The organism is Fluviispira sanaruensis, assembly GCF_004295685.1.
Lineage (GTDB): Bacteria > Bdellovibrionota_B > Oligoflexia > Silvanigrellales > Silvanigrellaceae > Silvanigrella > Silvanigrella sanaruensis.
In genome coordinates this window covers 2639787-2663284 of the sequence record NZ_AP019368.1, presented here as the reverse complement: position 1 = coordinate 2663284, position 23498 = coordinate 2639787, and the positions used below count along the sequence as shown (strand labels likewise).

Annotated in this window: 22 protein-coding genes and 1 tRNA gene; 4 read left to right on the top strand and 19 right to left on the bottom strand. The window is 34.0% G+C overall.

Annotated features, from left to right (window positions below; genetic code table 11):
* The first annotated feature begins 148 nt into the window (after positions 1–148).
* On the top strand, positions 149–520 hold the full coding sequence (locus EZS29_RS11215) for a response regulator (RefSeq protein ID WP_130610511.1): 372 nt from the start codon (positions 149–151) through the stop codon (positions 518–520).
* An 84-nt stretch (positions 521–604) separates the two neighbouring features.
* Here EZS29_RS11215 and EZS29_RS11210 read toward each other — a convergent pair whose 3' ends face one another.
* The 6 genes from EZS29_RS11210 to EZS29_RS11190 form a co-directional block, all read right to left on the bottom strand.
* A complete protein-coding gene (locus EZS29_RS11210) occupies positions 605–2089 on the bottom strand; it encodes a FecR family protein (RefSeq protein ID WP_130610507.1) in 1485 nt (494 codons plus the stop codon).
* Positions 2080–3576 (bottom strand): methyl-accepting chemotaxis protein, encoded by a 1497-nt coding sequence (locus EZS29_RS11205; RefSeq protein ID WP_172603907.1) that lies wholly within the window; start codon positions 3574–3576, stop codon positions 2080–2082. The genes EZS29_RS11210 and EZS29_RS11205 overlap by 10 nt, the downstream gene beginning before the upstream one ends.
* 76 nt (positions 3577–3652) lie before the next feature.
* A complete protein-coding gene (locus EZS29_RS11200; protein WP_130610501.1) occupies positions 3653–5476 on the bottom strand; it encodes a bifunctional 2',3'-cyclic-nucleotide 2'-phosphodiesterase/3'-nucleotidase in 1824 nt (607 codons plus the stop codon).
* Positions 5473–6027: a translation initiation factor IF-3 gene (gene infC, locus EZS29_RS11195; RefSeq protein WP_216678666.1), complete on the bottom strand. Its 555-nt coding sequence runs from the start codon at positions 6025–6027 to the stop codon at positions 5473–5475. Before infC ends, EZS29_RS11200 begins: the two co-directional genes overlap by 4 nt.
* A 199-nt stretch (positions 6028–6226) precedes the next feature.
* Positions 6227–6376 (bottom strand): hypothetical protein, encoded by a 150-nt coding sequence (locus tag EZS29_RS15965; RefSeq protein ID WP_172603906.1) that lies wholly within the window; start codon positions 6374–6376, stop codon positions 6227–6229.
* Positions 6377–6596: 220 nt separating this feature from the next.
* Positions 6597–6682: transfer RNA gene (locus tag EZS29_RS11190), tRNA-Leu, on the bottom strand.
* 162 nt (positions 6683–6844) lie between these two features.
* On the opposite strand from EZS29_RS11190, the gene EZS29_RS11185 reads away from it, so the two are divergent.
* Together EZS29_RS11185 and EZS29_RS11180 are read left to right on the top strand one after the other, a co-directional pair.
* On the top strand, positions 6845–7312 hold the full coding sequence (locus EZS29_RS11185; RefSeq protein ID WP_130610498.1) for an STAS domain-containing protein: 468 nt from the start codon (positions 6845–6847) through the stop codon (positions 7310–7312).
* A 9-nt stretch (positions 7313–7321) separates the two neighbouring features.
* Positions 7322–8323, top strand: a complete 1002-nt coding sequence (locus EZS29_RS11180) for a sensor domain-containing diguanylate cyclase (RefSeq protein ID WP_130610495.1) — start codon at positions 7322–7324, stop codon at positions 8321–8323.
* A gap of 37 nt (positions 8324–8360) precedes the next feature.
* Here EZS29_RS11180 and EZS29_RS11175 read toward each other — a convergent pair whose 3' ends face one another.
* From EZS29_RS11175 to EZS29_RS11155, 5 genes are read right to left on the bottom strand one after another with little or no spacing between them, the layout of a single operon-like run.
* Positions 8361–9161 (bottom strand): hypothetical protein, encoded by an 801-nt coding sequence (locus EZS29_RS11175; protein ID WP_130610492.1) that lies wholly within the window; start codon positions 9159–9161, stop codon positions 8361–8363.
* 60 nt (positions 9162–9221) lie between these two features.
* Positions 9222–9884, bottom strand: a complete 663-nt coding sequence (locus tag EZS29_RS11170; RefSeq protein WP_130610489.1) for an RNA polymerase sigma factor — start codon at positions 9882–9884, stop codon at positions 9222–9224.
* Positions 9868–10932 carry an AI-2E family transporter gene (locus EZS29_RS11165; protein ID WP_130610486.1) on the bottom strand — a complete coding sequence of 355 codons (1065 nt, stop codon included), beginning with the start codon at positions 10930–10932 and terminating at the stop codon, positions 9868–9870. Before EZS29_RS11165 ends, EZS29_RS11170 begins: the two co-directional genes overlap by 17 nt.
* Positions 10929–11249, bottom strand: coding sequence for a hypothetical protein (locus tag EZS29_RS11160; protein ID WP_130610483.1), 321 nt, complete (start codon positions 11247–11249; stop codon positions 10929–10931). The genes EZS29_RS11165 and EZS29_RS11160 overlap by 4 nt, the downstream gene beginning before the upstream one ends.
* 5 nt (positions 11250–11254) lie before the next feature.
* Positions 11255–11794: a hypothetical protein gene (locus EZS29_RS11155; RefSeq protein WP_130610480.1), complete on the bottom strand. Its 540-nt coding sequence runs from the start codon at positions 11792–11794 to the stop codon at positions 11255–11257.
* A gap of 6 nt (positions 11795–11800) precedes the next feature.
* Here EZS29_RS11155 and EZS29_RS11150 point away from each other — a divergent pair, with 6 nt between their 5' ends.
* The gene (locus tag EZS29_RS11150) at positions 11801–12517 is read left to right on the top strand and encodes a hypothetical protein (RefSeq protein WP_130610477.1); all 717 of its coding nucleotides are present in this window, start codon (positions 11801–11803) and stop codon (positions 12515–12517) included.
* 16 nt (positions 12518–12533) lie between these two features.
* Here EZS29_RS11150 and greA read toward each other — a convergent pair whose 3' ends face one another.
* From greA to EZS29_RS11110, 8 genes are all read right to left on the bottom strand, one after another.
* Positions 12534–13034 carry a transcription elongation factor GreA gene (gene greA, locus EZS29_RS11145; RefSeq protein ID WP_130610474.1) on the bottom strand — a complete coding sequence of 167 codons (501 nt, stop codon included), beginning with the start codon at positions 13032–13034 and terminating at the stop codon, positions 12534–12536.
* 281 nt (positions 13035–13315) lie between these two features.
* On the bottom strand, positions 13316–13564 hold the full coding sequence (locus EZS29_RS11140) for a DUF1844 domain-containing protein (protein ID WP_130610471.1): 249 nt from the start codon (positions 13562–13564) through the stop codon (positions 13316–13318).
* A 78-nt stretch (positions 13565–13642) separates the two neighbouring features.
* Positions 13643–14443, bottom strand: a complete 801-nt coding sequence (locus tag EZS29_RS11135; RefSeq protein ID WP_130610468.1) for a hypothetical protein — start codon at positions 14441–14443, stop codon at positions 13643–13645.
* A 71-nt stretch (positions 14444–14514) separates the two neighbouring features.
* Positions 14515–16329, bottom strand: coding sequence for a phospho-sugar mutase (locus EZS29_RS11130; RefSeq protein WP_130610465.1), 1815 nt, complete (start codon positions 16327–16329; stop codon positions 14515–14517).
* An 11-nt stretch (positions 16330–16340) separates the two neighbouring features.
* Positions 16341–17342, bottom strand: coding sequence for a hypothetical protein (locus EZS29_RS11125; protein WP_130610462.1), 1002 nt, complete (start codon positions 17340–17342; stop codon positions 16341–16343).
* A 74-nt stretch (positions 17343–17416) separates the two neighbouring features.
* Positions 17417–18667 carry a conjugal transfer protein TraF gene (locus tag EZS29_RS11120; protein WP_130610459.1) on the bottom strand — a complete coding sequence of 417 codons (1251 nt, stop codon included), beginning with the start codon at positions 18665–18667 and terminating at the stop codon, positions 17417–17419.
* 87 nt (positions 18668–18754) lie between these two features.
* Positions 18755–21490 carry an alkaline phosphatase family protein gene (locus EZS29_RS11115; RefSeq protein ID WP_130610456.1) on the bottom strand — a complete coding sequence of 912 codons (2736 nt, stop codon included), beginning with the start codon at positions 21488–21490 and terminating at the stop codon, positions 18755–18757.
* Positions 21491–21501: 11 nt separating this feature from the next.
* The gene (locus EZS29_RS11110) at positions 21502–23421 is read right to left on the bottom strand and encodes a hypothetical protein (RefSeq protein ID WP_130610453.1); all 1920 of its coding nucleotides are present in this window, start codon (positions 23419–23421) and stop codon (positions 21502–21504) included.
* Between the last annotated feature and the right edge of the window lie 77 nt (positions 23422–23498).

Below are 23498 nucleotides of genomic sequence, written 5' to 3'. Positions count from 1 at the left end.
ATATATGTTTTTTTGCTTAAAAAGATAAAAAAATATTTTTTATCTGTAAAACTAAATTTAAAAAAATGACCCCTTTGTATATTGACTTGAAACAATGTAATATTAGTGAATATATAATTAAAAAACTTTTTTAATTAGAGAGGCTCACATGGCAAAAAAAATACTCATAGTCGATGATGCAAAAACAATCCGGCAGCAAGTCAACTTCACATTGACTAAAAGTGGTTTTGAGGTCATCGAAGCAGAGAGTGGAAGAGAGGGGATTGAAAAGCTTAAGGCTAATAAAGATATCGATGCCATAATTTCAGATATCAATATGCCAGAAATGAACGGAATTGAAATGGTTGAGGCAATCAATGGCGATGCAAGCTTACCACATCCGCCTATTTTAATCTTAACCACAGAGGGCGCTACAGAAATAGTTGCGCAAGCAAAAAGAGCGGGAGCGAGTGGTTGGATTGTAAAACCTTTTAAACCAGAAATGTTGATTGAAGCAGTTAAAAAATTAACGAAATCTTGAAAATGCCGATTTGCATACGTGCTACTTTATTGTGAAAAGGTTTTGATTCAGCTTAGAATTAAAACCTTTTCAATTAATGTTTATTTAAAAAAGCCAACCAATTTTTAATATATTCCAAAATGGTAAAACCTGATGGTTAAAATAATCAGGTAATCTGGTTTGAAGTGTGTTTTGAAAATCTTGATAATTTCCTGAACTGATTGCTTGAGAATAGGCCGTTTGATTCGAATTATTTAGATTTGTATAATAGTTATTCGAACTCATACTCAAAGGTATCTGTGCACCAAGCTCCGTTCCGATGCTAAAACCACTGTCCCAAACAAATAACCAACCAAACTGTGGCGTCGCATAAGTTGTATTGATTTTTATCCCACCATTTGCGGGTACGCAAACGCTCTGTGAGCTAACTGTTACGTAGATACAGGTGTCTGCTTGTACATCTAGTTTGCGCATGCCAAAAGCGGAGCCAATAAAAAAACTACCTTTAAAAGGATAGATAACAGCTCGTGCTTCTACATGAAAAAATGAAGCTTTTATGTTATTTATTTCTGGTTGATTATTATTATTTATTTTATTGCCAATATTAGGAAAATCCTTCAGATTCATTTTACCAGGAGCTCCTCCTATATTAACACTCAAGCCCAGAAATTTTAAAATACGCATTTCTATTCCTATTGAAAGATATTGGTATAAGCCAATACTGACTGTTGGTCCGATTCTGAATATTTCGTCAACCTCATTTTTATTTGAATTATTATTGTCACTGTCACTGTTGTTGTCTTCTTTATTTGAGTCTTCTTCATCATCATCCGCGGCACCAGTTGGCGATTCAACGGGTGGTAGTGGCCCAGTAGGGTTCGAATTATTTAATTTTTTGTCTTCTTCTTTTTTGTTCTCTTTATCATCTTCTCCGCTCTTAGTTAATTCAAAACCTTCTGGTATGTCGATAGCTAAATTTTTTATAATTTCAGGTGTTGCAGGTTTGGGAGGTGCCGGTGGTTTTTCGCCGCGCATTTCTCCCCACTGATTTTCTTTCACTTGAACGATTTTATCAGGAGCGGCAGGATTACTGAAATCAACTTTACCAGATGTGACAAGGAGCTGTGTTTTTTGACTGCCTTGAGCAACAATAACGCCTCCTGTTCCACGGATTCCCATGACAGCATTGTTGGTTTTATACTTTACATCATTTTCTGTATTTTTTGCAGGTTTTACAAAAAAGCGGATTTTCCCTTTGATATCCTCAAAAACACCTTTTAAATTCTTTTTTTCTGCGTCGATTTTAAATTTATATTCTTTAATTTTAATTTGGGTATTTTCGTATAATATTATATCTGCACCATCAAAAAATAATATTTTAACGAATGTTTTGTCTTTCGTTATAATTGTATCTGATGAGTGTATAGTTGTGTCTTTTTCTAATTCAATGCGAGAATTATTAACAATAATTTCTGCTGAGCCGATAATATTTTCTATTTTCCCAATTTCTTCTTCGTCTGCAAAAGAATATAGAGGAAATAGCATAAATAAAATTAAAATTAATATTATTCTATTTATTTTTAAGTGCAATTTTTCTTTTCTCCAAAAATAATATCGTCTGTTTTATGGGCAATGTCTTTTAAATCTTTACTTATATTAAATACGTCGTTTGAAGCAGTGATGGATTTTTCGGCGCTACTTGTATTTTGAATCGCAGAAGCATCAATTTTAGCCATTGCACTTGCTATTTGCTTAACCCCTATTTCTTGCTCGTGGGTGGCTTCTGTTATCTGTGCCATTTGAGTATTTATTTCATTGACATCAGCAGTGATTTTTTCAAATGTTGTTTTCACTTCAATTGTTTTATTTTGTCCTTCAGTGACTCTTTCGACAGTCATTTGTAAGATTTCTTGGACACTTCCCCGACTTTTTTCAAGGAGATCTCTAATTTCATTGGAAGATCGACCACTCGTGCTTGCGAGGTTGCCGACTTCTTCTGCCACCACCGCAAAGCCTTTGCCGTATTCTCCCGCACGTGCAGCTTCAATCGATGCATTGAGGGATAGAAGTTCTGTCTTGGTTACAATTTCATTGATAACCATTGTCTTAGTTTCAATTTGTTTAATGATTGCTTCAATATCTGAAAGACGTTGGCTTGATTCTTGGATGGCTTCCATAGAATTTACCATTCTTTGCACAGCATCTCCGCCTTGCGCAGTGCCATCCGATATTTTGTGCGCCAGACTTCCAGATTGCACTGTTAGCGCGGAAGTTCTTGTGATCATACTGGTGACTTCAGCAATGGCAGCTGCAGTTTCTTGAATAGAGCTCGCTTGTTCTTTAGAGGAATTTCCGACATTTTCACTCATTTGTGTTAAATGCTTCGATTTTTCTTCCATATTAGCGGCTGATTTTAACAAACTTGCAGATAAATTTGCTAAAGGGACAGAAATAAGATTCGCAAAAAAAATGCCGCCAAACATGAGAAAGAATGTGATGACAGCTGAAATCGCTGTCAATTCTATAATATAGTCCCAGCGTTGTTCATCTATGTCATTAATATATGTTCCGGTACCGACGAACCATTGCCATTCAGGTATTGGTTTTACATAAGCAATTTTTCTAAATGTTCCTTCTTGACCAGGTTTTTTTGTAAAGAAGTGGAAATAATCACCCTCTTTATTCTGCTTCATACTATTGACTAACCGAGCCATTGTTTCTGGAGGAGTGGGCTGGAGTTGTCCTTTAAATTCAGGTCTTGTTGGATTTACAATTTGTCTTTGGTCAATGTCGTCGATAAATACATAATTTGTTCCATCATAACGAGCATGTTCAATAATACTTTCCGCTGTCTCCATAGCTTCTTTGCGGGTCATTTTACCTTCTTTTTCAAGATTAATGTATTTTTTAATGATGCCATAAGACGTTTCTGTGATGTGTTTTATTTGTATTTCTTTTTCTTTTAGAATATGTTCCAAGGAATTGTTCATTATAAAAAAAAGAATTCCTGCAAAGATAATAATTATTAAGATATTCCAATAAATCATTTTTTGTTTAATGCTAAATCTTTTAAACATTATATTCACCCCAGACATTTTCTATCTTAATTTTAAACGATGTATGTGAATATTAAATGATTTACTTTATACGCAATCAAAATTTTGTCGTATCTACGGCGTATTTGACTCTTTTTGTTTTGGGATCTGTTGATATCACAGATAAGAATGGGGGGTGAAAAGGAATAGAATCCATTGTGCTTTCAAAAAACACTTTTGCTTTACAATAAGGTGTTGGTAGAAGAGACCAACTTTTTGTGAGTTTGAGATCGAGAGTTTTTATTTTTTTAATTTTTTCAATCAATATATCTCTAAAGAATTCTGTGGAGTCGACAATCGTTTTTAATTTATCGAAATTTGGGAAGTTTCCCCCTCCCGATGCGCGGTAATTATTTGTGACAAGTGCAAACTGTTGCTTATGAGATATTGGTATATTATTATAAATTAGATTTTTTATGCGGTTACCTAATGGTACAGTAACGTCAATATTGTATTCAATATTAGATATACAATCAAAATTAAATGAAGGGTAAAATGGATTTAATAAAGATATTTCTTTATCGGATTCAATATCTATTTGCAGAAATGCTTGTGCAGAAAATTCGAGCCATTCTTTGAGTTGCTCTCCATTGATGAGTACAACTTTTATTTCATTATCATAAGGATAAAGATTTGAAATATCTTTTATTGCGAGGGGACCTTTTTGAATATGAATATATGGACTGCCATGCCCACCTGTATTTACTGGTGCAAATGAACACAAAATAGGGAGGTTTTTCCATTCAGTTTGTGCAAGATATTTTGCTGCATATTCGACTCCAGTCTCTTGGATGATTTGCGAAGCCAAAGTGTGCTGTAAGGTAGAAAACCAGGAATAAATATGTATATTACTTTCGCCTACAGTCGATCTTATATGCATCAGAGTGTGTTCATTGTCATCTTTAATCGCGGCAAGAACTTCTGAATCAGCAGTTGTTTCTTTAACATTATGAACTTCAGAAAATGATTGTAAGATATTCCATTTTTTATTCTTTTTTTCCAATAAAAAACGTATTATTCCTAAATGACTTCCCCATGCCCCAGGCATAACAACAGGTACATTATTGATTTTACCAATCGTGTTATCAATATGCATATTTTCAAGATTATTAAAAATTTTACCACCAGGAAAAACGCTGTGTGCATGTCCAGAGAATATGGCATCAACACCTTTTACTGTGCTAATTTCACAGACTGCATTTTCTGTACCTAAATTGTATTTTAATGGTAAAATTCCGCTATGTGCTAAAACACAAATAAGGTCTACTTTTTTTTTCTTTAATTCTTTAACTTGCTCTTTAACAGCTTCAACAATCTCTTGGACAACAACTTTTCCAAGTAAAATATGTTTATCCCAAGTCATAATTTGCGGGGGAGCGACGCCCATAAAACCAATTTTAATGGTTTCATTGCAACTGAGTTTTTTTTCTATTATATAATGACCCGGTAATATTCTCTGACCACGCTTGTTTTTTGCATTTTCGCTATAGTAATAAACATTTGAGCAGATAAAGGGGAATTTTGCTTTTTGAACGACATTCAATAAGAAATCCAGGCCATAATTAAAATCATGATTGCCAACTGTAGCAATATCAAAGTTCAGAATATTCATGACTTTTAAGATAGGATGGATTTCATTTTTCTTAAGTGGGTGAACCCGTGCGACGAGGTCCGCAAGGGCAGAGCCTTGTAAAAGATCGCCATTGTCAACCAGAAGATTATTTTCGTAAATTTTACGAAATTTTTTTATCAGAGAGGCTGTTTTGGCTAATCCATAATGCTCGATTTTTACATCATTGTAATAGTCGTGTGGAACGACATTGCAGTGTAGATCAGAGGTTTCTAAAATAGCTAATTCACATCTCTGATAATTGGTTGTCATACCTTATCGCTTTTTGGAAGGAGAGTGACAACGAGGCGGCGTCCTTCCATGCGGGGTGGCGCCTCTTGAATAACAATTTCTTCGAGGCCTGTCATAAGCTCTTGCAGAGCTTTATAACCAAGATCTATATGAGACATTTCGCGGCCACGGAATTTGACTCCAACGCGGACGCGCGCTTTTTCAGCCACCCATCGTTTAATATGATTTTGCTTTGTTTCGATGTCATGTTTATCAATATTTGGAGTTAAATTGATTTCTTTGACTTCAATAACAACTTGCTTTTTCTTGGCTTCTTGAGCTTTTTTGCTTTGTTGGTATTTGAATTTACCATAGTCGATAAGACGGCATACAGGTGGCTTTGCGTCAGGTGAAACCTCAACTAAGTCCAGTCCTAGCTCTTCTGCTCGCATAAGAGCTTCGCGGATTGGTAAAACGCCAACTTGTTCGCCGGTATCTGAAATCAGGCGGACTTCTGTGGCTTTAATACGATCGTTAATACGTGGACCATCTTGAGCAGGTGTACGAGTTTGTTGGTTTCCCATTGGACGCATATTGTGTGCAATCTCCTTTAAAAAATGAATAAGAGGAATGTATAGTCTTTTTTTACTATATCAATCAGAATCTATCATGTCTTCCATAAAAAATAAAAAAAGAGAAGAAAATTCTCAGCATAAACAGGAGAAATGCAATATTTAACCTGTCGATGCATGAGGAATCTCTTCCCTAAAATGATAACTTTTAACCAGAACTTTAATTTTTAAGCTCATTTGGAGTAGGCTTGTTGAGTGTGAACAAGCTTGGAGTTGTTCCAGTTCTGCGGAGTTTATTTTTATCTTTCTTGCCCATTTTTACCTTTTTGGCTTCGCGGCAGCGATTTGTCTTGTCTGTAGGTGAAGTCATGTTTAACCCCTTAAATTTATTGAATAAAATAAAAATAGAACGAATTTTCCTTAGAAAATCATTCCTAGAAACCGAAACCATGCCTCATTTTTTCCCGTTTGACAAGGGAAATTTAAAGCTGAACATTCAAGTCTATAAGCTTTTTATTGCATTAAAATTGAAATTAAAAAGTTCTAATAATTGAATAATCTAGGATGAGTCTAGTTGGAAAATACGTAAATGGTGCTCCCGGGGAGAATCGAACTCCCACTTCCGATGGAAACGCGATTTTGAGTCGCGCGCGTCTACCAGTTCCGCCACAAGAGCACAGATGGTGAAGATGCTTTTACAGTTCATCTATCTGCCAATTACTCATTTAGTAATCGTTTCCTATAATGTCAAGAATCTCTCCTAAAAATCTTACTCCTTTAAAAAATTGCTAAACTCTATTGAGAATACTCATGTGATTCTCTATGGGAGGGGGAAAAAGTGGAATACTCCATCATGCAGCAAGAAGATGGAAAAATGATAACGTTAATGGGTCTGATCAATGAAGACTCTGAAATGACGTTTAAAGATCTTTTTCTCGAGCTTAAAGATGTTAAAAAAGTTGGGTTTAATTTCTCGCAAGTTAAAAGCATCAATTCTTTAGGTGTTCGTGCTTGGGTCAGTTTTTTACGCTCTATAGAAGAGGGGCGCAGCCTTATTTTTTATGAGTGCACGCCCGATGTTATAATGCAAATAAATATGATTCCAAGTTTTTTAGGAAAAGCTTCGGTTGCAAGTTTTTTTGTGAATTATATTTGCGAAGTTTGTAATAAAGAAGAAAAAAAATTAATAGAAACGTCTTCACTTCCTTCAAAAACAATTCCAAATGCTCCAAAATGTGAATCGGATGAATGTGGAATGCAAACAGAAGAATTAGAAGATGAGTATTTTGTTTTTTTAAAACGTTGAGGTGGAATTTTGGAGAATCAAAGTGTTCTCGACTCACGATTGATAGAAAAATTCGAAGTGCATAGAGACTTTACTCGCGTATTTCTTGATGCATTTATTTTAATTAATGTTGAACAAAAAGTTTTAAAGTTTAACTCTGCCTTTTGTCAAATTATTGAATTGCGTGCTATCGATGTGAGACGTATTGGTACCTTAAAAGAGATGCTCTTAACTACGATGCAAGGTACATCTCAATCTGCAATTGATCAACTTTTAGAGTCTCCCAATCCGACTCGCATAGATGAAGTTGCTGCTATTAATGTAACGAATAGAAAAGAAGTTACTTTAATTATTAGCAGCTATCCATATTATGAAGATGATGGAAAAATGTTAGGTGTTTGTCTTTTAATGCGTGATGTCACTGCAGAAACTAATTTGCAAACTAAATATAAAGATAAGTCCTTACAATCAATAACGGACGCTCTCACCGGTTTGTTCACGCGCCGTTATTTTGAAGATCAAATTTCTAAAGAAATTGAACGTTGTAAAGTAAATAATATTAAACCTCGCCTTGCAATTATTATGTTCGACTTGGATAAATTTAAAAATGTAAATGATACCTATGGACATCAAGCTGGTGATTTTGTTTTGACTGAAACAGCAAAAATTTTAAAAGAAAATTCACGCCGATCGGATATTCTTGGACGGTATGGAGGAGAAGAACTTTTGGTTGTTATTTTCGATGCAAATGAGCGTGCAGCAGCAGTTACTGCAGAAAAGTTTAGGTCAGCAATACAAGATCACGAATATATATTTCAAGGCACTAAAATCCCTGTGACGACAAGTGTGGGTGTTACCTTAATAAACTCTGTGGATGATACAAAAGAAGCGGCTGTAAAAAGAGCTGACGAATGTCTTTATCACGCTAAGGAAAATGGTCGCAACGTTGTTATTCTTGATTTTGGTGCAGGGAAATTAAAAGCCCAAGATTTTATTGCCCAGACTCCCGATATATTGCCACCTGAAAAATAAAAACTTTCTTCTATTTCTTTCTCTGTGCATTGTTCCCTCAAGGGCTTAAGGGAGAATTTTCTTCACTGGTTTGAAAGGGATCTGCTGAGAGGCTTCCATCTGAGATATTTTGCGGTTGAACGATAGCATAGCCATAAGCGCCATCCTGCCAAGCATAAACTCTTCTTACTTTGCCTGTGGAAGAGGTGATTTTTCTCAACACTCTTTGCTTAGGAAAAGCATTTTCATTTTTCTGTGAAAGTTTAACGATATAAAGTGTACTTGGCCGAGTTGAGTGAATTTCAGAGGTAGAATGTGGTAAAGTGGGTGCGAGTGGTTTCATAGAGATACTCACCCCTTGCTGTCCTTTTAAATAAAAGAAACGTCCTTCATTGGCTTCATATTTCTGGGCAATTTTTTTCGGAATAACAGGTTTAAATGCTTGGTTTGGCAGTGACTCCAAAGTCAATTGGGGGAGAGCAGCAGCATCGCCCACGAGATCGAAATCCGCAGGTAATGATTCTGAATCGGGTAAAAAAGCCATTTCTGAGAGAATATCGTGATTGTTACTTTCGAACCCCTCAAGAGTGGCAAAAGTGACGATAGCAGCAATAGCTGCAACTCCTAAATGTGAAAAAATAAATTTTTGATTTTTAATTAAAATTCCCTTAAATTTTTTTAAATTCAAGAGTTTATTGTGCGATATAGCAGTTCTGTGAGAAAAATTATCAGATTTTAAAAGCAAAAGTTCAAGTTCATTTTTTTTGTCTTTTGTTAACGAAAACGTTTCAAAATGATTTTTTATTGTCTTTTTCCAGCTTTCTAATTCCTTTTCATTCATATTTTCATTTTGTAACATACAAGACACCTCAATGCTGAGACCATACTTATATTAGTATAAACGATCAAAAAAAGTTTTTTATTCCAAATTTGATGAATTTGACTTCAACTTCTGGAGAGCGCGTGAAAGCGTACTCATAACAGTTCCTATTGGAATTTCCAATATGGCAGAAATTTCCTTGTAAGAATAGTCTTCAGCAGCAAGAAAAATAATGCTTCTTTGCCGGTCATTTAATTGAGTAAAGCGTTTTTTCCAATGGTCATCTAAGGCAAGTTGATAAAAAATCTTTTCTTCTTTTTTCATATCAAAATTTTGTTGAGAACTTACTTGGCTAAAGTGAGATGAAGTATCACTTGAAAGTTTTTCCAAGGAGTCTTCTGAAGTGTCGAAATTCCATCTTTTTTGAATTTCCAATTCATCGAGATAGGTATTTTTTATAATTCTATACAACCAATTTTTAAAATGATACTGAGTTTCAGGTTTTAAAAACAATTCGTTAATTTCATGTTCGTGACGGATTTCTTCATTGTATTTTAATACAAATTTTGCGAATGCCTTAAGTGCTTTAAACAAAGCTGTCTGATGAATATCTTCAGCATTTATTTTATTGTTTGTTAAACTCAAACAAAAACGGAACATAGGATCCCAATATTTCTTAGAATGAGTCACAAATATAGAATTCCAATTTATCTTTTGCTCAATTACGTTGTCTATATATTTTGCATTATCCATTGTCGCCATTTTTGAAAAACACCGATTCTCTATATGTTCTTAAAATTAATTTAAAAGAAACTTTTCCAACTGCAGCAAGGGGAATTGCTAGTAATATTCCATAAAATCCAAACCAATCTCCGAAGCATAGTACCGATAAAATGACAAGAGAAGGATGCAGTCCAGAAAAACGACCAAGTATTCTTGGAGTGATAAACAAAGCATCCAAACATTGCACTGCTAAAAATGCTAATGAAACAGACAATATTAAATGACTATCTGCTGCATTCGTGACTAAGACGAAAAAACATAAAAAGCTCCCTACAAGAATATCCATATATGGAACAAGTCTACAGATTCCAGTGAGTATTCCGACAGCAATTGCAGCAGGTAAGCCAGCAATTAAAAAGACTGTTGGGTATAAAAAGCAGAGTATCAATATAACTAAAGATTGTCCACGGAGAACTGAACGTAATTTTTTATCTACTTCTTCAATGAACTCAATAAATATTGGTTTTATATCAATAGGGACAAGATCGAATATTTGTTTATGAATTTTATTAAAATCTCTCATAAGAAAATATGAGAAAAGCGGAGTAAATATAGCGATAATGAGAAGTGATGCAATGAAGCGTGTGCTTGCTCCTATGCGTGACAGAAGAGTATCGCTTAGATTTTCTAAATTGATAGGAATAAAATCATAAATATGTAATATTTTATATTGTTTTTGTCCTGTAATATCACTTATAATTAGCTGGATTTTAGGAACAATATTAAGTTCAATATGGTTTTTGAACGTCGGCAATTTTGTAATCAAGTTTTCAATTTGATTGAAGAGCAATGGAAGAAAAAGCCATACAGCAAGAAATGTTAAGATACCAAGAATAATAATAGTTATAAAAGAAATAAAAGCCCGATTGATTCCCTTTTTTTCTAAATATTCAAACACTGGATTAATCAAATAAGCAGCAATAAAAGAGATAATGAGAGGACCTATTACGATATTTATAAAGGCAAATATAATAACAATAATTATGAAGAAACAAACAAAAAATATTTTTCCTCTATTATTTCTCATAATTGCTCTTTTTCTATACCTCTCAGTTTCAGAAGTTCTTCGTCTGTTTCCTTTATTTCTAAAATAATCTCATACAGTTCTGTTTCTTTAAGAAAGCTATTGATTTCTTTCGGGAGACCATCCTGTTGAGCCTCATAAAGATTTCTCCCCAATTCTGCAAAAAGTTCTTTTCGGCGCTGAATAAGTTTTACTTTGCCAAATTGTTTTTTAGCTTCATCCATGCCTCTTTTGATTTCACGCGAACTGATTGTTGCTGCATCGGTTATAGATTCTTGAACTTTCTTCCAGCTAACAGCAAATTTATTTTGGATATTCATTGTTATTACCTCTTTTCTAATTCTGCTTTTTCCATTTCGACGAAAAGCAGGTTCCCAAAACTTATAGCAAATATGAAAAGAGGAATGTAGGCAAGGGCAAGAGCAGAAAATGAGATCATGTTGGCAGCAATGCCAATGACGAGAGAAGTTATGATTAAAGGTAAAGTATGATATAGAACAATTAATATTTGTCTATTGGGCTTTATTGCGCCTAAGTCCCATAATAGACTTGTTCTTGAGTTTTTCTCTCCACGTTCTTTTGTGAGTAAAATAAACTCGCGCAAAAGAATTGCAAGAACTGAAAAAACAGCGATTTCTGCGAGAGGATAAATGAAAAATAAGGCAATTGCAGTAAAATGATATGAAATAAAAGATAAATAATGAAATTGGAATTTATGCAAGATAAAGAAAATAATAAGCAAAAATGTACAAAATATAGCACCATTCAAATAAATAAAGAGGTGATGGTTTGTACTGAAAAAAACAGTAATAAAGATAAGACCTATAAAAGCAGAAAGAAGTTTATTTTTTATCGGAATCGGCATTTAACAATGTCTCCTTCAACCGCTTTTTTATGCAAATTAATCCCATTGCTTCTTTTAAGTCTTAATTCTAGCACGCTTTTTGCACAAGAAGATACGGAAGAAAATACCCTCTATACCCCAACATTTCGCTCTGGTCACACTCTTTCCCTTTTATCATCATGGGAACGATCCACTTGGCACGTTAACCAAACCCAGTCCTCAAGTTTTGGTACGATTTCTCCTATTTCTGAAACACGTATGGGAATAGCTCTTTATTTTAGATATGCATATCATATAAATATAGTCTCAAATTTCGGTTTTTTTCTCGGATCGACTGCCGGGGTCATTTTACCGACTACGGATTATGGAAATTTAAAGCCTGGGGTTGGCATTGCATTTCCGACTGCCTTGGTTGGTCTCTCTTTAAATTTAAAAAAACAATACCGACTCTTTACTGGGGCAGAGTATGGAGCGAATTGGTATCCAGATATGTCTATCATTACCGATAATGGTGCTTCAAGAGCACTTGCGCCCGTTCCAGATATGTTGTCTTTTTTTGGTGGAGTGGATTATTTTTACAAAAAGAGTTTGGCTTTTTCTTTTCAGTCTGGTTATCGCATCACAACCATACGCTGCACGAATAACTGCTCGTCGACGTCATTTTTAAATACTTTATCAATAAACAATCAGAGTGTATTTGTGCAATTGGGATTAACATGGCAGGTGAGCGAAATTCGTTTATAGAAAAGGACATAGTGAATCAATCTATAAAGCGAATGTCTTTAACTTCGTAATATTTTTCGCCTCTTGGTAAGTTAACAGTGACAATATCCCCAACGGTTTTGTTTATGAGAGATTTTGCCAAAGGACTTGAAATTGAGATGGCGTTGTTTTTAATATCAGCTTCAAGGTCTCCGACAATTCGGTATGATTTTTCTTCACCCTTGCTATCGTCACTCACATCGATGAGTGAAACCAATGCACCGAAGACAACTCGATCTGTTCTGCCTTTTCCGCCCGTAATAACTTGAACTCTGCCTAATTTGTCTTCGAGTTCCATAATACGGCCTTCAATAAAACCCTGTTTCTCACGTGCAGCATGGTATTCTGCATTTTCGGATAAATCTCCAAGAGCGCGTGCTTCCGCTATTTCAGAGATCACTTTTGGGCGATCCAAGGTTTTTAAGCGCTTTAATTCTTCTTTCAATCTCTCATGACCAATCTGAGTAATAGGGATTGGAGCGTTTGTATCTGTAGACATAAAAAATTACCTTTTTAAAATCGGTATAAAAAAAGAAACAAATCGACTTTTTGCCAACTGTATTGGAATAGCAAAGTTCGATTCGCTAAAAATTATCCCAAGTAAAAACTCAAGAATTCGATTGGTTCATTATAGTCTGAACTCATTTCCTCTTCAAATAGAAAAGCATAATAATAAATTACTCTGCGGGCTGAAGATAAGAACCTTCAGCCCGCATAACAAAAAAAATTGTATGCCATATCATGAGTTGGGATCAATGACACAAAAAAAGGATAGCATGGTTACTTACGTGCTTCAACATACTTAAGTCGAAGGTCATAAAGTAAACTTGAAAGCATTTCATCTTCCGCAGCTGTGAGGTTGCCCTTCGTTTTCTTTTGCAGCGTTTCTAGGATTTCAATATTCAAGTGTGCGGTTTCAATATCTTTTTTTATTATATTGGTGCCTGGGTTTGGATAAAGTCCCATAGCGACCAAAGCTGCATTGCCCAAAGAGAGAATCAATAAATTGAATGTAGAATGTTCTTGCATATGTTCTGTCTCCAAGAAGAAAATCCATACTTGAGAACTACCTTCTCACGGTAGTATGAGTCAACAGGAGGTTAAAGATCAAGATGCGCGATCGCTTGTTTTAAAGGATTTAGATTTTTTCTTAACTTTGCTTCTTAAAGAAATGGGCACTTTTTCAATGCTAAATGCTATCCAAAGTTTTAAGATTATTCTTGATTCTGATCCAATGCATTCTATGCCAACAATTTCTTCAAATTCTTTTTCATATTCATTGAATATATTGTTCTTTGGAAAAATCACTTCTATGAAGATTGTATCATCCCAAACAATGGATAAACTTGGAAAAACTTCTGCTTGTCGCGCTAAATAAAGAGATTCATCGAGAAAATTAAAAATAGCGGAATGTGTATGTGTCTCATTGTGTAGCCAAGTGTAAAAATGAATTGTATCCCGTGGGACACGTAAAACGTGAATGGGGTGGGTTTTTTCAAATTTATCTTTGTATTTCAGGAATATTTTTCGCAAAATAGGCGCCATAATCTTTTCAGTTGAGCTTTGTGATTTAGAGAATTCGTACCAAGGAAATCCAGAAAAACTCGAAAAAATTTTCTCACGTTGATTCATTGTGATTGAAAACATATTTATTTGCCAAATAGTATGCTGTTCTTCAAATTGAATCTTATAGTAGCTAACGCTGAGCCCCTGCCAATCTGTTTCAGCATACTGTCGATCATCAAAAGAATGTAAGTTCGTCTTGTTCAGAGTCGTCTTTTCACTGAAAGTTTTAAAGCGTATTCCTGATTCTCTAAGATTTAAAATCAATAAAAACAACGCCCCAATGATTGCAGCAAAAAGGAGGATCATATCTCTGACAAGTATGTCTTGTTCAAGACTTAGCATATAAGAAAGCCCTCATAGTTTTATTTTTCGGTAAAACTCAGGACTTTCTGAAATGAAATCTTTATCTTCTGTTAATTTATTTGCGTAATGAAGCTATGAATATCATTGCTTATTTGTTCAATTTTCTCGAGTGTAACTTTGTAAGCAGCTTCTATGTCTGGGTTTTGTGTACAGACCGAGATATAAAACTTGAGTTTAGGCTCTGTGCCACTTGGACGCATGGATATCTTGCTGCCATCAACCAGTAAAAATTGGAGAACATTTGAGTGGGGGATGGAATACTGCTCTTGAGTCTTTTTTTCTGTAAAATCAATTACTTGATCTACGCTGATGCCAGCGAAACTGCTTTTTGGATGTCTGCGCATAGCTGTCATCATGCGGGCAATTCTTTGAGCGCCTTCTTCTCCAATCAGATCAATATTTATAAGTTCTTCTTGCCAGGCACCATGTTTTTTGAAAAGTTCAAACAGGGCTGCGCAGGCCGTTTTGCCTTCGTCCTTAAATAGTGAAATAATTTCAGATGCTTGACAAATAGCGGCCACAGCATCTTTATCGCGGACATTGTTCGCTGGCATAAAACCAAAACTTTCTTCGGTTCCAAAAAGGTACTTATAGTTTTTACCCGCTAATTCCCAGTTGCGTACTAGCCCAGCAATCCATTTAAATCCTGTTAAAGTATTGAATATTTCAATATCGTAACTTGAGCAAATCCGTTCAAGCAGATCTGAAGTCACAATCGTTTTTACTATTTTATGGGTGTTCTCTAATTTTCCAGAGCTTTTCATAAGTTTTAGAATTGAGTCTATGAGGAGCGCACCTAATTGATTGCCATTTAATAAAACAAAGTCTCCACACGCTTGATGGGAAAGTAGGCCTTTAGCCATTTTTGGATCATAAATAGCTACGGCCAACCTATCGGAATCGGGATCTGTAGCAAAAATGCAATCCGCTTTTCTTTCTGCACCATATTGCAATGCAAGTGAGAGAGCTTCTTTTTCTTCGGGATTGGGTTTTTTTACAGTAGGAAAATTGCCATTTGGTTCGGCTTGTTCAGGAATAACAAAAACATTTTTAAATCCCCAAGAGTTGAGAGCTCTTAAAACGGGAATTTTTCCGGTTCCATGTAGAGGTGTGTAAATGATTTTTAAATTCTTTGTTACATTTGGTGCTAAGCAGAGCTTTTTTATTTCTGCAAAATAATTATTCAGTATTTCATCTTTGATATAATTTATTAATTTTTTATTTTCTGCTTCGGTATATGGAATATATTTCACTTCTGAAAAAGAAGAAATTGTATATACTTCTTTAAGTATACCAGTATCTTGTGGTTGAATAATCTGAGAACCATCTTCCCAATATATTTTAATTCCATTGTATTCAGGAGGATTGTGACTTGCTGTTACACACACTCCACTCAAACATTTGAGACTTCGAATTGCATAAGAAAGCGCAGGAGTTGTTTCGAGTGTTGGATAAATAAACACAGGAATATTATTAGCAGCTAAAACACAAGCAGTTTCTTTAGCGAAATAATGTGAATTGTTTCTTGAATCATATGCAATAGCAACGCCTCTGCGCAATTCGTTTGCACAGTTTTTTAGAATATAATTAGCTAATCCTTGGATTGCTTTTCTTATTACGTAACAATTGACTCGATTTGTGCCCGTCCCCATAACACCACGCATTCCACCGGTGCCAAATTCGAGGTCACGATAAAATTTCTCGCGCAGCTCTTTGATATTCTGACTCGCAATCAGTTGGATCACTTCATTTTTGTCGATTTGAGAAATAACATCATCGGTTAACCAAGCTTGAATTCTTGATTTACAATCATTTAATTGAGAAAAGAGTGGAGTATCTAAATCTTGTATATGAGTTTGTACCATTATTTTACCTTTCAGGATTTACTCAATTCTCGTTGAACTTGCTTTAAATTGTTTTGCACAGCTGCCATATCTGAGTAATCAGGGTAGTTTTTAATAATTCCTTGTAAGATTTGCAAGCACTGAGTGAGTGTGTCTTTGCGTGTGCTTCCCGTTTGTTGGCTGGCTCTGACAAATAAAGCACGAACTTTGAAGCGTAAATTCATAACGAGAGAATTGATTGCGTCAGAACGCATTCTTTTAATGGGCTCCGTTCTTTGCTCTGCAGGAATCGTATCGAGGATCGCGATGGCTTGTTCAGGTGAGTCATTGTTGATCATTTGGGTCGCAGAACTCACGATTTGATCGATTGTTTGATTTTGCGAGTCTGTTAAGCCCATGGATGGGTTTTTTTGTAAACCCGGTTCCTGTGGATTGAGTTGTAAGATTTGTGAATTGAGCGCGGAAATATCGAGTTGTTGAGCCAAAACTAAATCGCGTGCGACTCTTTTTTCGTTTAATGCATTTGGTTTTTCACCTAAAGCGACGTAGAAATCTGCTATTGTATTTCTCAACCAAGCTTCATTGGCGATTGGATATCTCAATTGTGACTCTTTTAAAGCAGCGATTGCTTTTTGTAAGCGGGTTGGATTGTCTAAGCCTGCTTTTGCATCACAAACATAAACGGCTGTTTGAGCTAAAGTTGGAAAAGAATCTATTGGAAAAGTTTTTGCATACTTTTCCAAAGACTTTGTTAATTCCAAGACGGTTGTGCAATTTTGTGAAATAAAATTATCTTCAATTTCTTTTATTTTAACTAAGATTTCAGCAAATTCTTTTTCAGTTAAAATGACTTTTAATGGAATTTGTTTAGAGTTTTTTACAGGCTCTTCTACCACAGATGGAGCGGGAGCCACAGCAGGAGAGTCCACAATACTCACGCTATCTTTTTTATCTTTTAAGCTTGTACAGCCACTGATGAAATAAACAAAACTGAAGTACAGAATTGCTTTGAAAATTATTTTTTTTTCCGACATATCTACCTTTTTATTTATCTAAAATTTATAATACAAACAACAAAATTATAAGTTTGTATTGCTTGGTTTGGATATTACCAGTGACAAGAGAGTCCTAGCAAGTGTCTGCGTTCTACAAATGCAGTTGTAGTTGTAGAACCTGTTACTGGAAGTGTGTCGTTGATAACATAAGATGAATAGTCTATCGAGAAAATTCCTGCATCGACTGAAACTCCCCAAGTCGCTCCTCCCTCCATATAGCCCCCGCGAAGAGAAAAGCCTTGCTGAATAAGAACATTTCCAAAATAAAGTTCGGCGCCAGCATGAATTAATCTTGTTGTATCAACATCTTTCCCCCCATAACTATTTCCATCAATTTCCACGGGAATGGGATAAACATCTACCGCGAGTTTTAAATTTACTTTTGATTTAGAAATTCTTCCACGGGGGGTGAGTGAAACTCCGACACGAACTTCAGTTGGATCAATTTTTGAGGAATTTGGGGAAGAATCTGACCCTCCTTGGCGAAGAGCTCCACAGACATTTTCAGTGTTTTGTGTGATTGGATTGACATAAGTTTTAATACAGCCCGTAGGAATATTTCTGACTGATAGACCCAAAGTGGGAAACCAATAGTCAGCCGCAGTGATCATGATACCGGCATCAACGCCAACCGATAAAGTCTCTGTGCCGTTTTTAGTGACTTCGTTTGTCAGATCTTGTGTTGTTGATATTTTTGAAGTGTCCATGGTTTTATTGAAGTAATCAATACGATAATTGGGGCGGATCGAGATTCCATAGCGAAAGCCCCCTCTTTTAGAAACATTAGCTATACCAAGGGCAAAAGTAGCAGTGGTTGTTGAAACGGCATAGGCATTGTTCGGATTTGCGCTGTCGAGAAATGCAATTTTATTTTCGCTGCGGATAGGTACACCAATTAAAAAGGTAGGGGCAAATTTCCCACCAAAAATAATTTCAGGAAAGCTTTGTAGCAAAAGATAGGATTGATTTCCCCTAGAGCTTGCCGCTGATTTAATCATATTTGTTCCCAGATTTACGGGATTTGGGTTTAAATAGCCGAGCATTAAATTATTTGCTCCGATTTCAAAATCTGGAAATTTAAAATCACTGATCTTTTTCTTGGAGGCCGGATTGCGTGTTGCGCTTAATCCTGCTGGATTGGAATAGATTGCTGTTTCGTCATTAGCCGTTGCCGTAAAAGCTCCTCCCATTCCTTCGCTTCTTAAGCTGTTCCAATCGGATGGCAAGCTTTCTGCTATTGAAATAGCTGTGTATATGCTTGGAAGGATGAAATATAAAAAAGTTTTTAAGTATTTTTTTCTCAAAATAAAACCTCAACAAGAATTTATTCTTATTGAGTGTTTCGGTCGTTTTATAGGAAATAAAATCTGAAAAATTTTCCTAAAGACAAACTATAGAGGTGTCACAAAAAAGCCTATTTTGGTTCTATTCGTCACGTTTGGGCTGTTTAAATTACTTTTTTCAAAAATATCGATTGCATAAAAGTTTTCTTTCAGTATCTTTTGACTTCTTTTTAAATTTTTCTCCTCTACAAGAAATATTTTTTCTAGATTTTGCCGAGTCATGGTATCAAAATAAAAAGGAATACTTTCCGAAGATGTGATTGAGTTGCCAAAATAAAAATATGGAAGGGATGTGATATTTTTTCTATATGAAAAATTTCCTCCCAAAAAATCATCTATATTTGCGCTAGCCATATTTGAATTCTCATTACGCTGATACCACGTTAATTGAATAAATTTATTTTTGATAGAACAAGGAAAAAATTCGAGTGCGCTATCAAAAATAAGTTGGTTGACTGGAAAATTTGCCTGGACCCCAAATATTTTCTCTTTTCTGGGATTCCAAATAAAGGATGCGCAGTTTTTTTCATCTGCTTTAATCATCATTGTGTATTTAAAGAATTTATTTTTTTCAACAAGCTCTTGAGTCAAATTTTTCTTTTCTTGATACTCTTTTTGTTTGATCTTTTCAAGCATGAATCCTTCAATTTCGGATTGGCTATTATCAATATTTTTTCCTACAGGTATACCAACATTCGTTAAAAGCGTAGCAGTGATATCATTTATATTTAAGTTTTCAAAGTTTAAATTCTTTTTAGGAATCAGGCCGGGTATTTTTAGAATTCCAGTCGCAAAAAGTCGATTTTTAGAATCCGCTTTATCTAGCGGTTGTAAGACAAATACAATTGTTCGATTTTCAATTTTTCTTGCTTTGATGGTATCAAAAATATGACCGAGAGCGCGATCAACAAAGGAAATATTTGCAATATCATCAATTTGAAATGGATTAAAGACAGAGGAAAAACCTAAAGTTAAAATTGATTTTCCGAGATCTTTTAATGTAGGTCTTATCAATTGAGCATCTGTATCGAGTAAAATATGCGCAAGAAAACGTGTTTGTTGGTTCTCTAAGGTCCAGTTTTGAAAGGCATCAATCGTTCTTGGGATATAGAGATTTTTATTATTTATTAATATATATTGATTAGGTGCCCATTCAGGAACAGCGTCTATATTTTGTGAAACCCCCGTTAAAAAATTTGATATTATAGGAAAATCTTTTTGAGTAATAGATGGAGAAATCTCTTTAGATTTTGTTTTAAATATGGCTTCAAGCCCTTGAGCTGGTATGTTTCTGTCATCAATTTGTGAATTTTTCTTAGAAAAAGTCCATTCGTTTTTTTCAAGCCACTTGCCTTTTAAATTTGCGAAATCTGATGAGTCTGCAATTTGTTTATTGTAAAAGTAGGCTTCTGGATTAGCAATCCCCACGACATCATAACCATACTTCCTAAGTTCTAAATATGTATTTTTTGCTTTTTTTTCATTTATTTCTTCTTTTGTTATAGGAATATTATCTGAATTTAAGTATTTTTGGTCAGAAAATATAAAACGCCTAAAATTTTCATTTGCATTATCTGAAATAGAAATACTTTTAGAAAATACGGCAGACTGTTCCAAGAGAGAACTTAAATGTGGAGATATTTTTGCAAGTTTTTTCTTATTTTTTAATATATTTTCAGATATTTTTGGAGTTTGAATGATAACAATATTATAGCCAAATGCAGTACTATACGGTTCATCTGTCATTATTTGCGAATTATTAGTTTGAGCTAATGGATCATTTATCGTAATATTCTTTTTCTTGACTTGTTTAGATTGATTATTTGTGGATGTAGCTTCTTCTGGTTTCAACTCATCAGGTTTTTGCTCATCGACAAATTGATTTTCCTCATCATCTACTTCTTCATTTAAAGAGTCATCTTCATTTGCTGTTGGTGTTATTTTCTTAGTGCTTGCTATAAGTAAATTTTTATTTGGATTCCATATTGTGCTTTGACTCGAAACGCGTATTGGAGATCGTGCGTTGTGTTCTGTATGATTAACACTTGCATCTAATATATAAAAACTAGAAGATATACTAATTACCTTTATAATGGATGCAGTAGTATCATTAATGGGTATCGATAATTTCATTCTTTTTTGTACATCATCTTCTGTAAAAGTTTTAGCCCAGACATATTGGCCAAGATTAATACGTATATTTCCAGGTGTGAGTAAAAAAAGTGTGAAATTAAATGATCTTCTTCCTCGTACTACTGGAATCGTTGCTTTTATTTCTTCTCCTCCTAACAACAATAGACCTTCAATAACAGTACTCCAGTGTGGATAAGGAAAAATAACATTTGACGATTTTCTAAAAATATTAGGATTAAGTGAATTATAAAATAGTTTTTTTGCGGGTAAGAGAGGCCATAAGAATGCAGTATCTTCAAGTGAAGTCATGTATCTCGTATTTGATATTTCAACATTTGAATCAAGGAAAAGATCATAAATCGGTGTATTTAAAATTTCCATACGCTGCAATTGTTTTTCCATTCTCCGCATTTGTTCTGATTTTGCATAGCGTTTAAGTCTCCGACGTTCTGAATACTCTTGTTCTAAAGCTGAGGTGGGCCATGGAGCAATGAATTGAGAATCTCTTGCGGTATTGAAATTATTTGCTACTGTTTGAATTGGAAAAAAGTATGTAATTATCAGAGTTATAATTAATATGCTTAATAAAGTAATTGAAGAAATAATTATATAAAGAGTTAATTTAGATATTCTAGATGATTTCAAAACCATTTTTTTTTGCCCTATTTAATAGAGTATTGAATAAAACTATAAAATTTAGTTTTTACTTCGCTTCCATATTTTTTAATGAATTGATCTTTGTCTGTATCTTCAAGATTACTATAATTTATAGTATCATTTAAATTTAACTGATAAATATCAAATTGCTTATAGAATTCGCTTAAATTTGAATCTGAGGAGGGGTTCATTTTTTCAAAATTTTTGATATTTCGTGCAGCAAGATATTTTTCAGGCTCAAATTTTTTCAATTTATTATCAACATTTAAAAATATTTGACTGTGAATATTTCTATATGAAAATTTATTAATATGATTTCCTTTATTAAATATCCCTTCTTTTCGTAAAACTATATATATAGATCCTTTTTCCTTTTTGCAAATAACACCGTATTTAATTCCTTCTTTAATGCTTAATGCGAAATCTTTTTTTATAAATGGTGTAGAATCTTTTTTTGAATTTATAGTGTCAAATAAAAAGTAGTATTTATTTAGAGTGCTTTTATTATACTGATTTAGTTCAAAATTAAAGAATATGGAATTACAATTTGTGTCAGCACTTTTTTTAATTATCTTCTGATTGATGATTTCTGGTGTTAAAATTGAATCTGAACTTATATTTTGAGAATATCCTTTTCCTAGGGTGAAAGAGCTATTGGTTCTATTAACTGGCATAATGATTATATTATTTTGACTTGCATCCAGCAAACCTTTTATTGCAAAAGATAAATAATAATCAATTTTGTCAATATTATTATCAAACTCATTCTTCGAAATATATTCAGGCCAATCAATACCCAAGATAAAATTATTTTCTTTGCTATTCTCCATTTCAGGTAATAAAATAATAAAATTATTAATAGATTTATTAAATGCTAATATTTTTTCTGCATAATTATTTAATAAAAAACTATTAGAGCTTGTTAAGTTTTCCCATTTCCATGCGGGAAAAAAGAAACCTCCTAAACCAATTCGGAAGAAAAACATGAGTTGAGGTTGAGACAATGCTATGCGATTTAAAAATATATTTATCCAAGTGGGATTTATATTATTACTTAATCTATTTTTATCAAATATTTGCGAAAAAACAAAATTATTTTTACCATCAATACCTATAAAGTAATCGGAATTGATTTCTGATTTTTCACCCCTATTTTGACTTGTTGTGCGAAAATTTTGTAAAGGAGAAGGTAAATATAGTTTCTCATCAGTCAGATTTTCTTTGCCCAAAATTGTAGCAACCAAGAAGGCCTTTGTAGGAGAATATTGAAGCCACTTATTTTCTTCACTGAGTATTAACTTGGATTCTCGAAAAGAGTTTTTATGAGTCAACAAGTAATCTGGAAGTATAAAGATGAATTTACTATCTTGCACGGAATTTTTTCCGATGGCGTTCCATTTTGAATAAATTTCTGTTTTTTTATTTTCATAGAATTTAGTATAGAATTTTTCTTGCATGTTATAAATACTTGCGTTCTTATCAAACCATCTTCTCATTAGCTGAGGCGCAGCGCTCGAACTCATTATCAAAGCCATAAAATGAATATATACGCAGAAAATAATTGGCAGATAAGTTGCTATGAAAGATAATAAAATGGGTCTTTGTCCCTTATGTAGTCGAGTATCAACTTGAATTTTCAGAAATATTTTAATAATTATTGCAGGGAAAGCTAATAAACCACCTATGCATCCAGAGAATATTATAAGTAAAAATATAATTGCTAAAAATAGAGTGCTAAGATTTAAAGAAGAGAAAAAATATAAGTTTGATTTTTCACCATAATTTGAATCATATAAAATAATAAATGAAAATAAAGAGAAAAGCGCCCAAAATAATCCTGAATAAATAATATATCGCCAAAGTACTGTGATAAATGACGTCATTTTATCGGATCTTTTTATCATTGGACTGCGAGAGCGAAACATTATCTTTGCGCTCCCATTTGAATTGTAGTAGTGTTCAGATTCATGAAAATCTCCGATTGGTTTAATTATTTGTAGGA

What these genes read in the sequence shown, in the direction of transcription:
- EZS29_RS11140 (WP_130610471.1), bottom strand. Translation starts at nt 13,564, where the DNA reads ATGCAAGAACATTCTACATTCAATTTATTGATTCTCTCTTTGGGCAAT.
- EZS29_RS11115 (WP_130610456.1), bottom strand. Translation starts at nt 21,490, where the DNA reads ATGGTTTTGAAATCATCTAGAATATCTAAATTAACTCTTTATATAATT.
- EZS29_RS11215 (WP_130610511.1), top strand. Translation starts at nt 149, where the DNA reads ATGGCAAAAAAAATACTCATAGTCGATGATGCAAAAACAATCCGGCAG.
- EZS29_RS11135 (WP_130610468.1), bottom strand. Translation starts at nt 14,443, where the DNA reads ATGCTAAGTCTTGAACAAGACATACTTGTCAGAGATATGATCCTCCTT.
- EZS29_RS11150 (WP_130610477.1), top strand. Translation starts at nt 11,801, where the DNA reads ATGTCTCCTTCAACCGCTTTTTTATGCAAATTAATCCCATTGCTTCTT.
- EZS29_RS11200 (WP_130610501.1), bottom strand. Translation starts at nt 5,476, where the DNA reads ATGACAACCAATTATCAGAGATGTGAATTAGCTATTTTAGAAACCTCT.
- EZS29_RS11170 (WP_130610489.1), bottom strand. Translation starts at nt 9,884, where the DNA reads ATGGCGACAATGGATAATGCAAAATATATAGACAACGTAATTGAGCAA.
- EZS29_RS11110 (WP_130610453.1), bottom strand. Translation starts at nt 23,421, where the DNA reads ATGTTTCGCTCTCGCAGTCCAATGATAAAAAGATCCGATAAAATGACG.
- EZS29_RS11205 (WP_172603907.1), bottom strand. Translation starts at nt 3,576, where the DNA reads ATGTTTAAAAGATTTAGCATTAAACAAAAAATGATTTATTGGAATATC.
- EZS29_RS11155 (WP_130610480.1), bottom strand. Translation starts at nt 11,794, where the DNA reads ATGCCGATTCCGATAAAAAATAAACTTCTTTCTGCTTTTATAGGTCTT.
- EZS29_RS11125 (WP_130610462.1), bottom strand. Translation starts at nt 17,342, where the DNA reads ATGTCGGAAAAAAAAATAATTTTCAAAGCAATTCTGTACTTCAGTTTT.
- greA (WP_130610474.1), bottom strand. Translation starts at nt 13,034, where the DNA reads ATGTCTACAGATACAAACGCTCCAATCCCTATTACTCAGATTGGTCAT.
- EZS29_RS11175 (WP_130610492.1), bottom strand. Translation starts at nt 9,161, where the DNA reads ATGTTACAAAATGAAAATATGAATGAAAAGGAATTAGAAAGCTGGAAA.
- EZS29_RS11160 (WP_130610483.1), bottom strand. Translation starts at nt 11,249, where the DNA reads ATGAATATCCAAAATAAATTTGCTGTTAGCTGGAAGAAAGTTCAAGAA.
- EZS29_RS11130 (WP_130610465.1), bottom strand. Translation starts at nt 16,329, where the DNA reads ATGGTACAAACTCATATACAAGATTTAGATACTCCACTCTTTTCTCAA.
- EZS29_RS15965 (WP_172603906.1), bottom strand. Translation starts at nt 6,376, where the DNA reads ATGACTTCACCTACAGACAAGACAAATCGCTGCCGCGAAGCCAAAAAG.
- EZS29_RS11165 (WP_130610486.1), bottom strand. Translation starts at nt 10,932, where the DNA reads ATGAGAAATAATAGAGGAAAAATATTTTTTGTTTGTTTCTTCATAATT.
- infC (WP_216678666.1), bottom strand. Translation starts at nt 6,027, where the DNA reads ATGCGTCCAATGGGAAACCAACAAACTCGTACACCTGCTCAAGATGGT.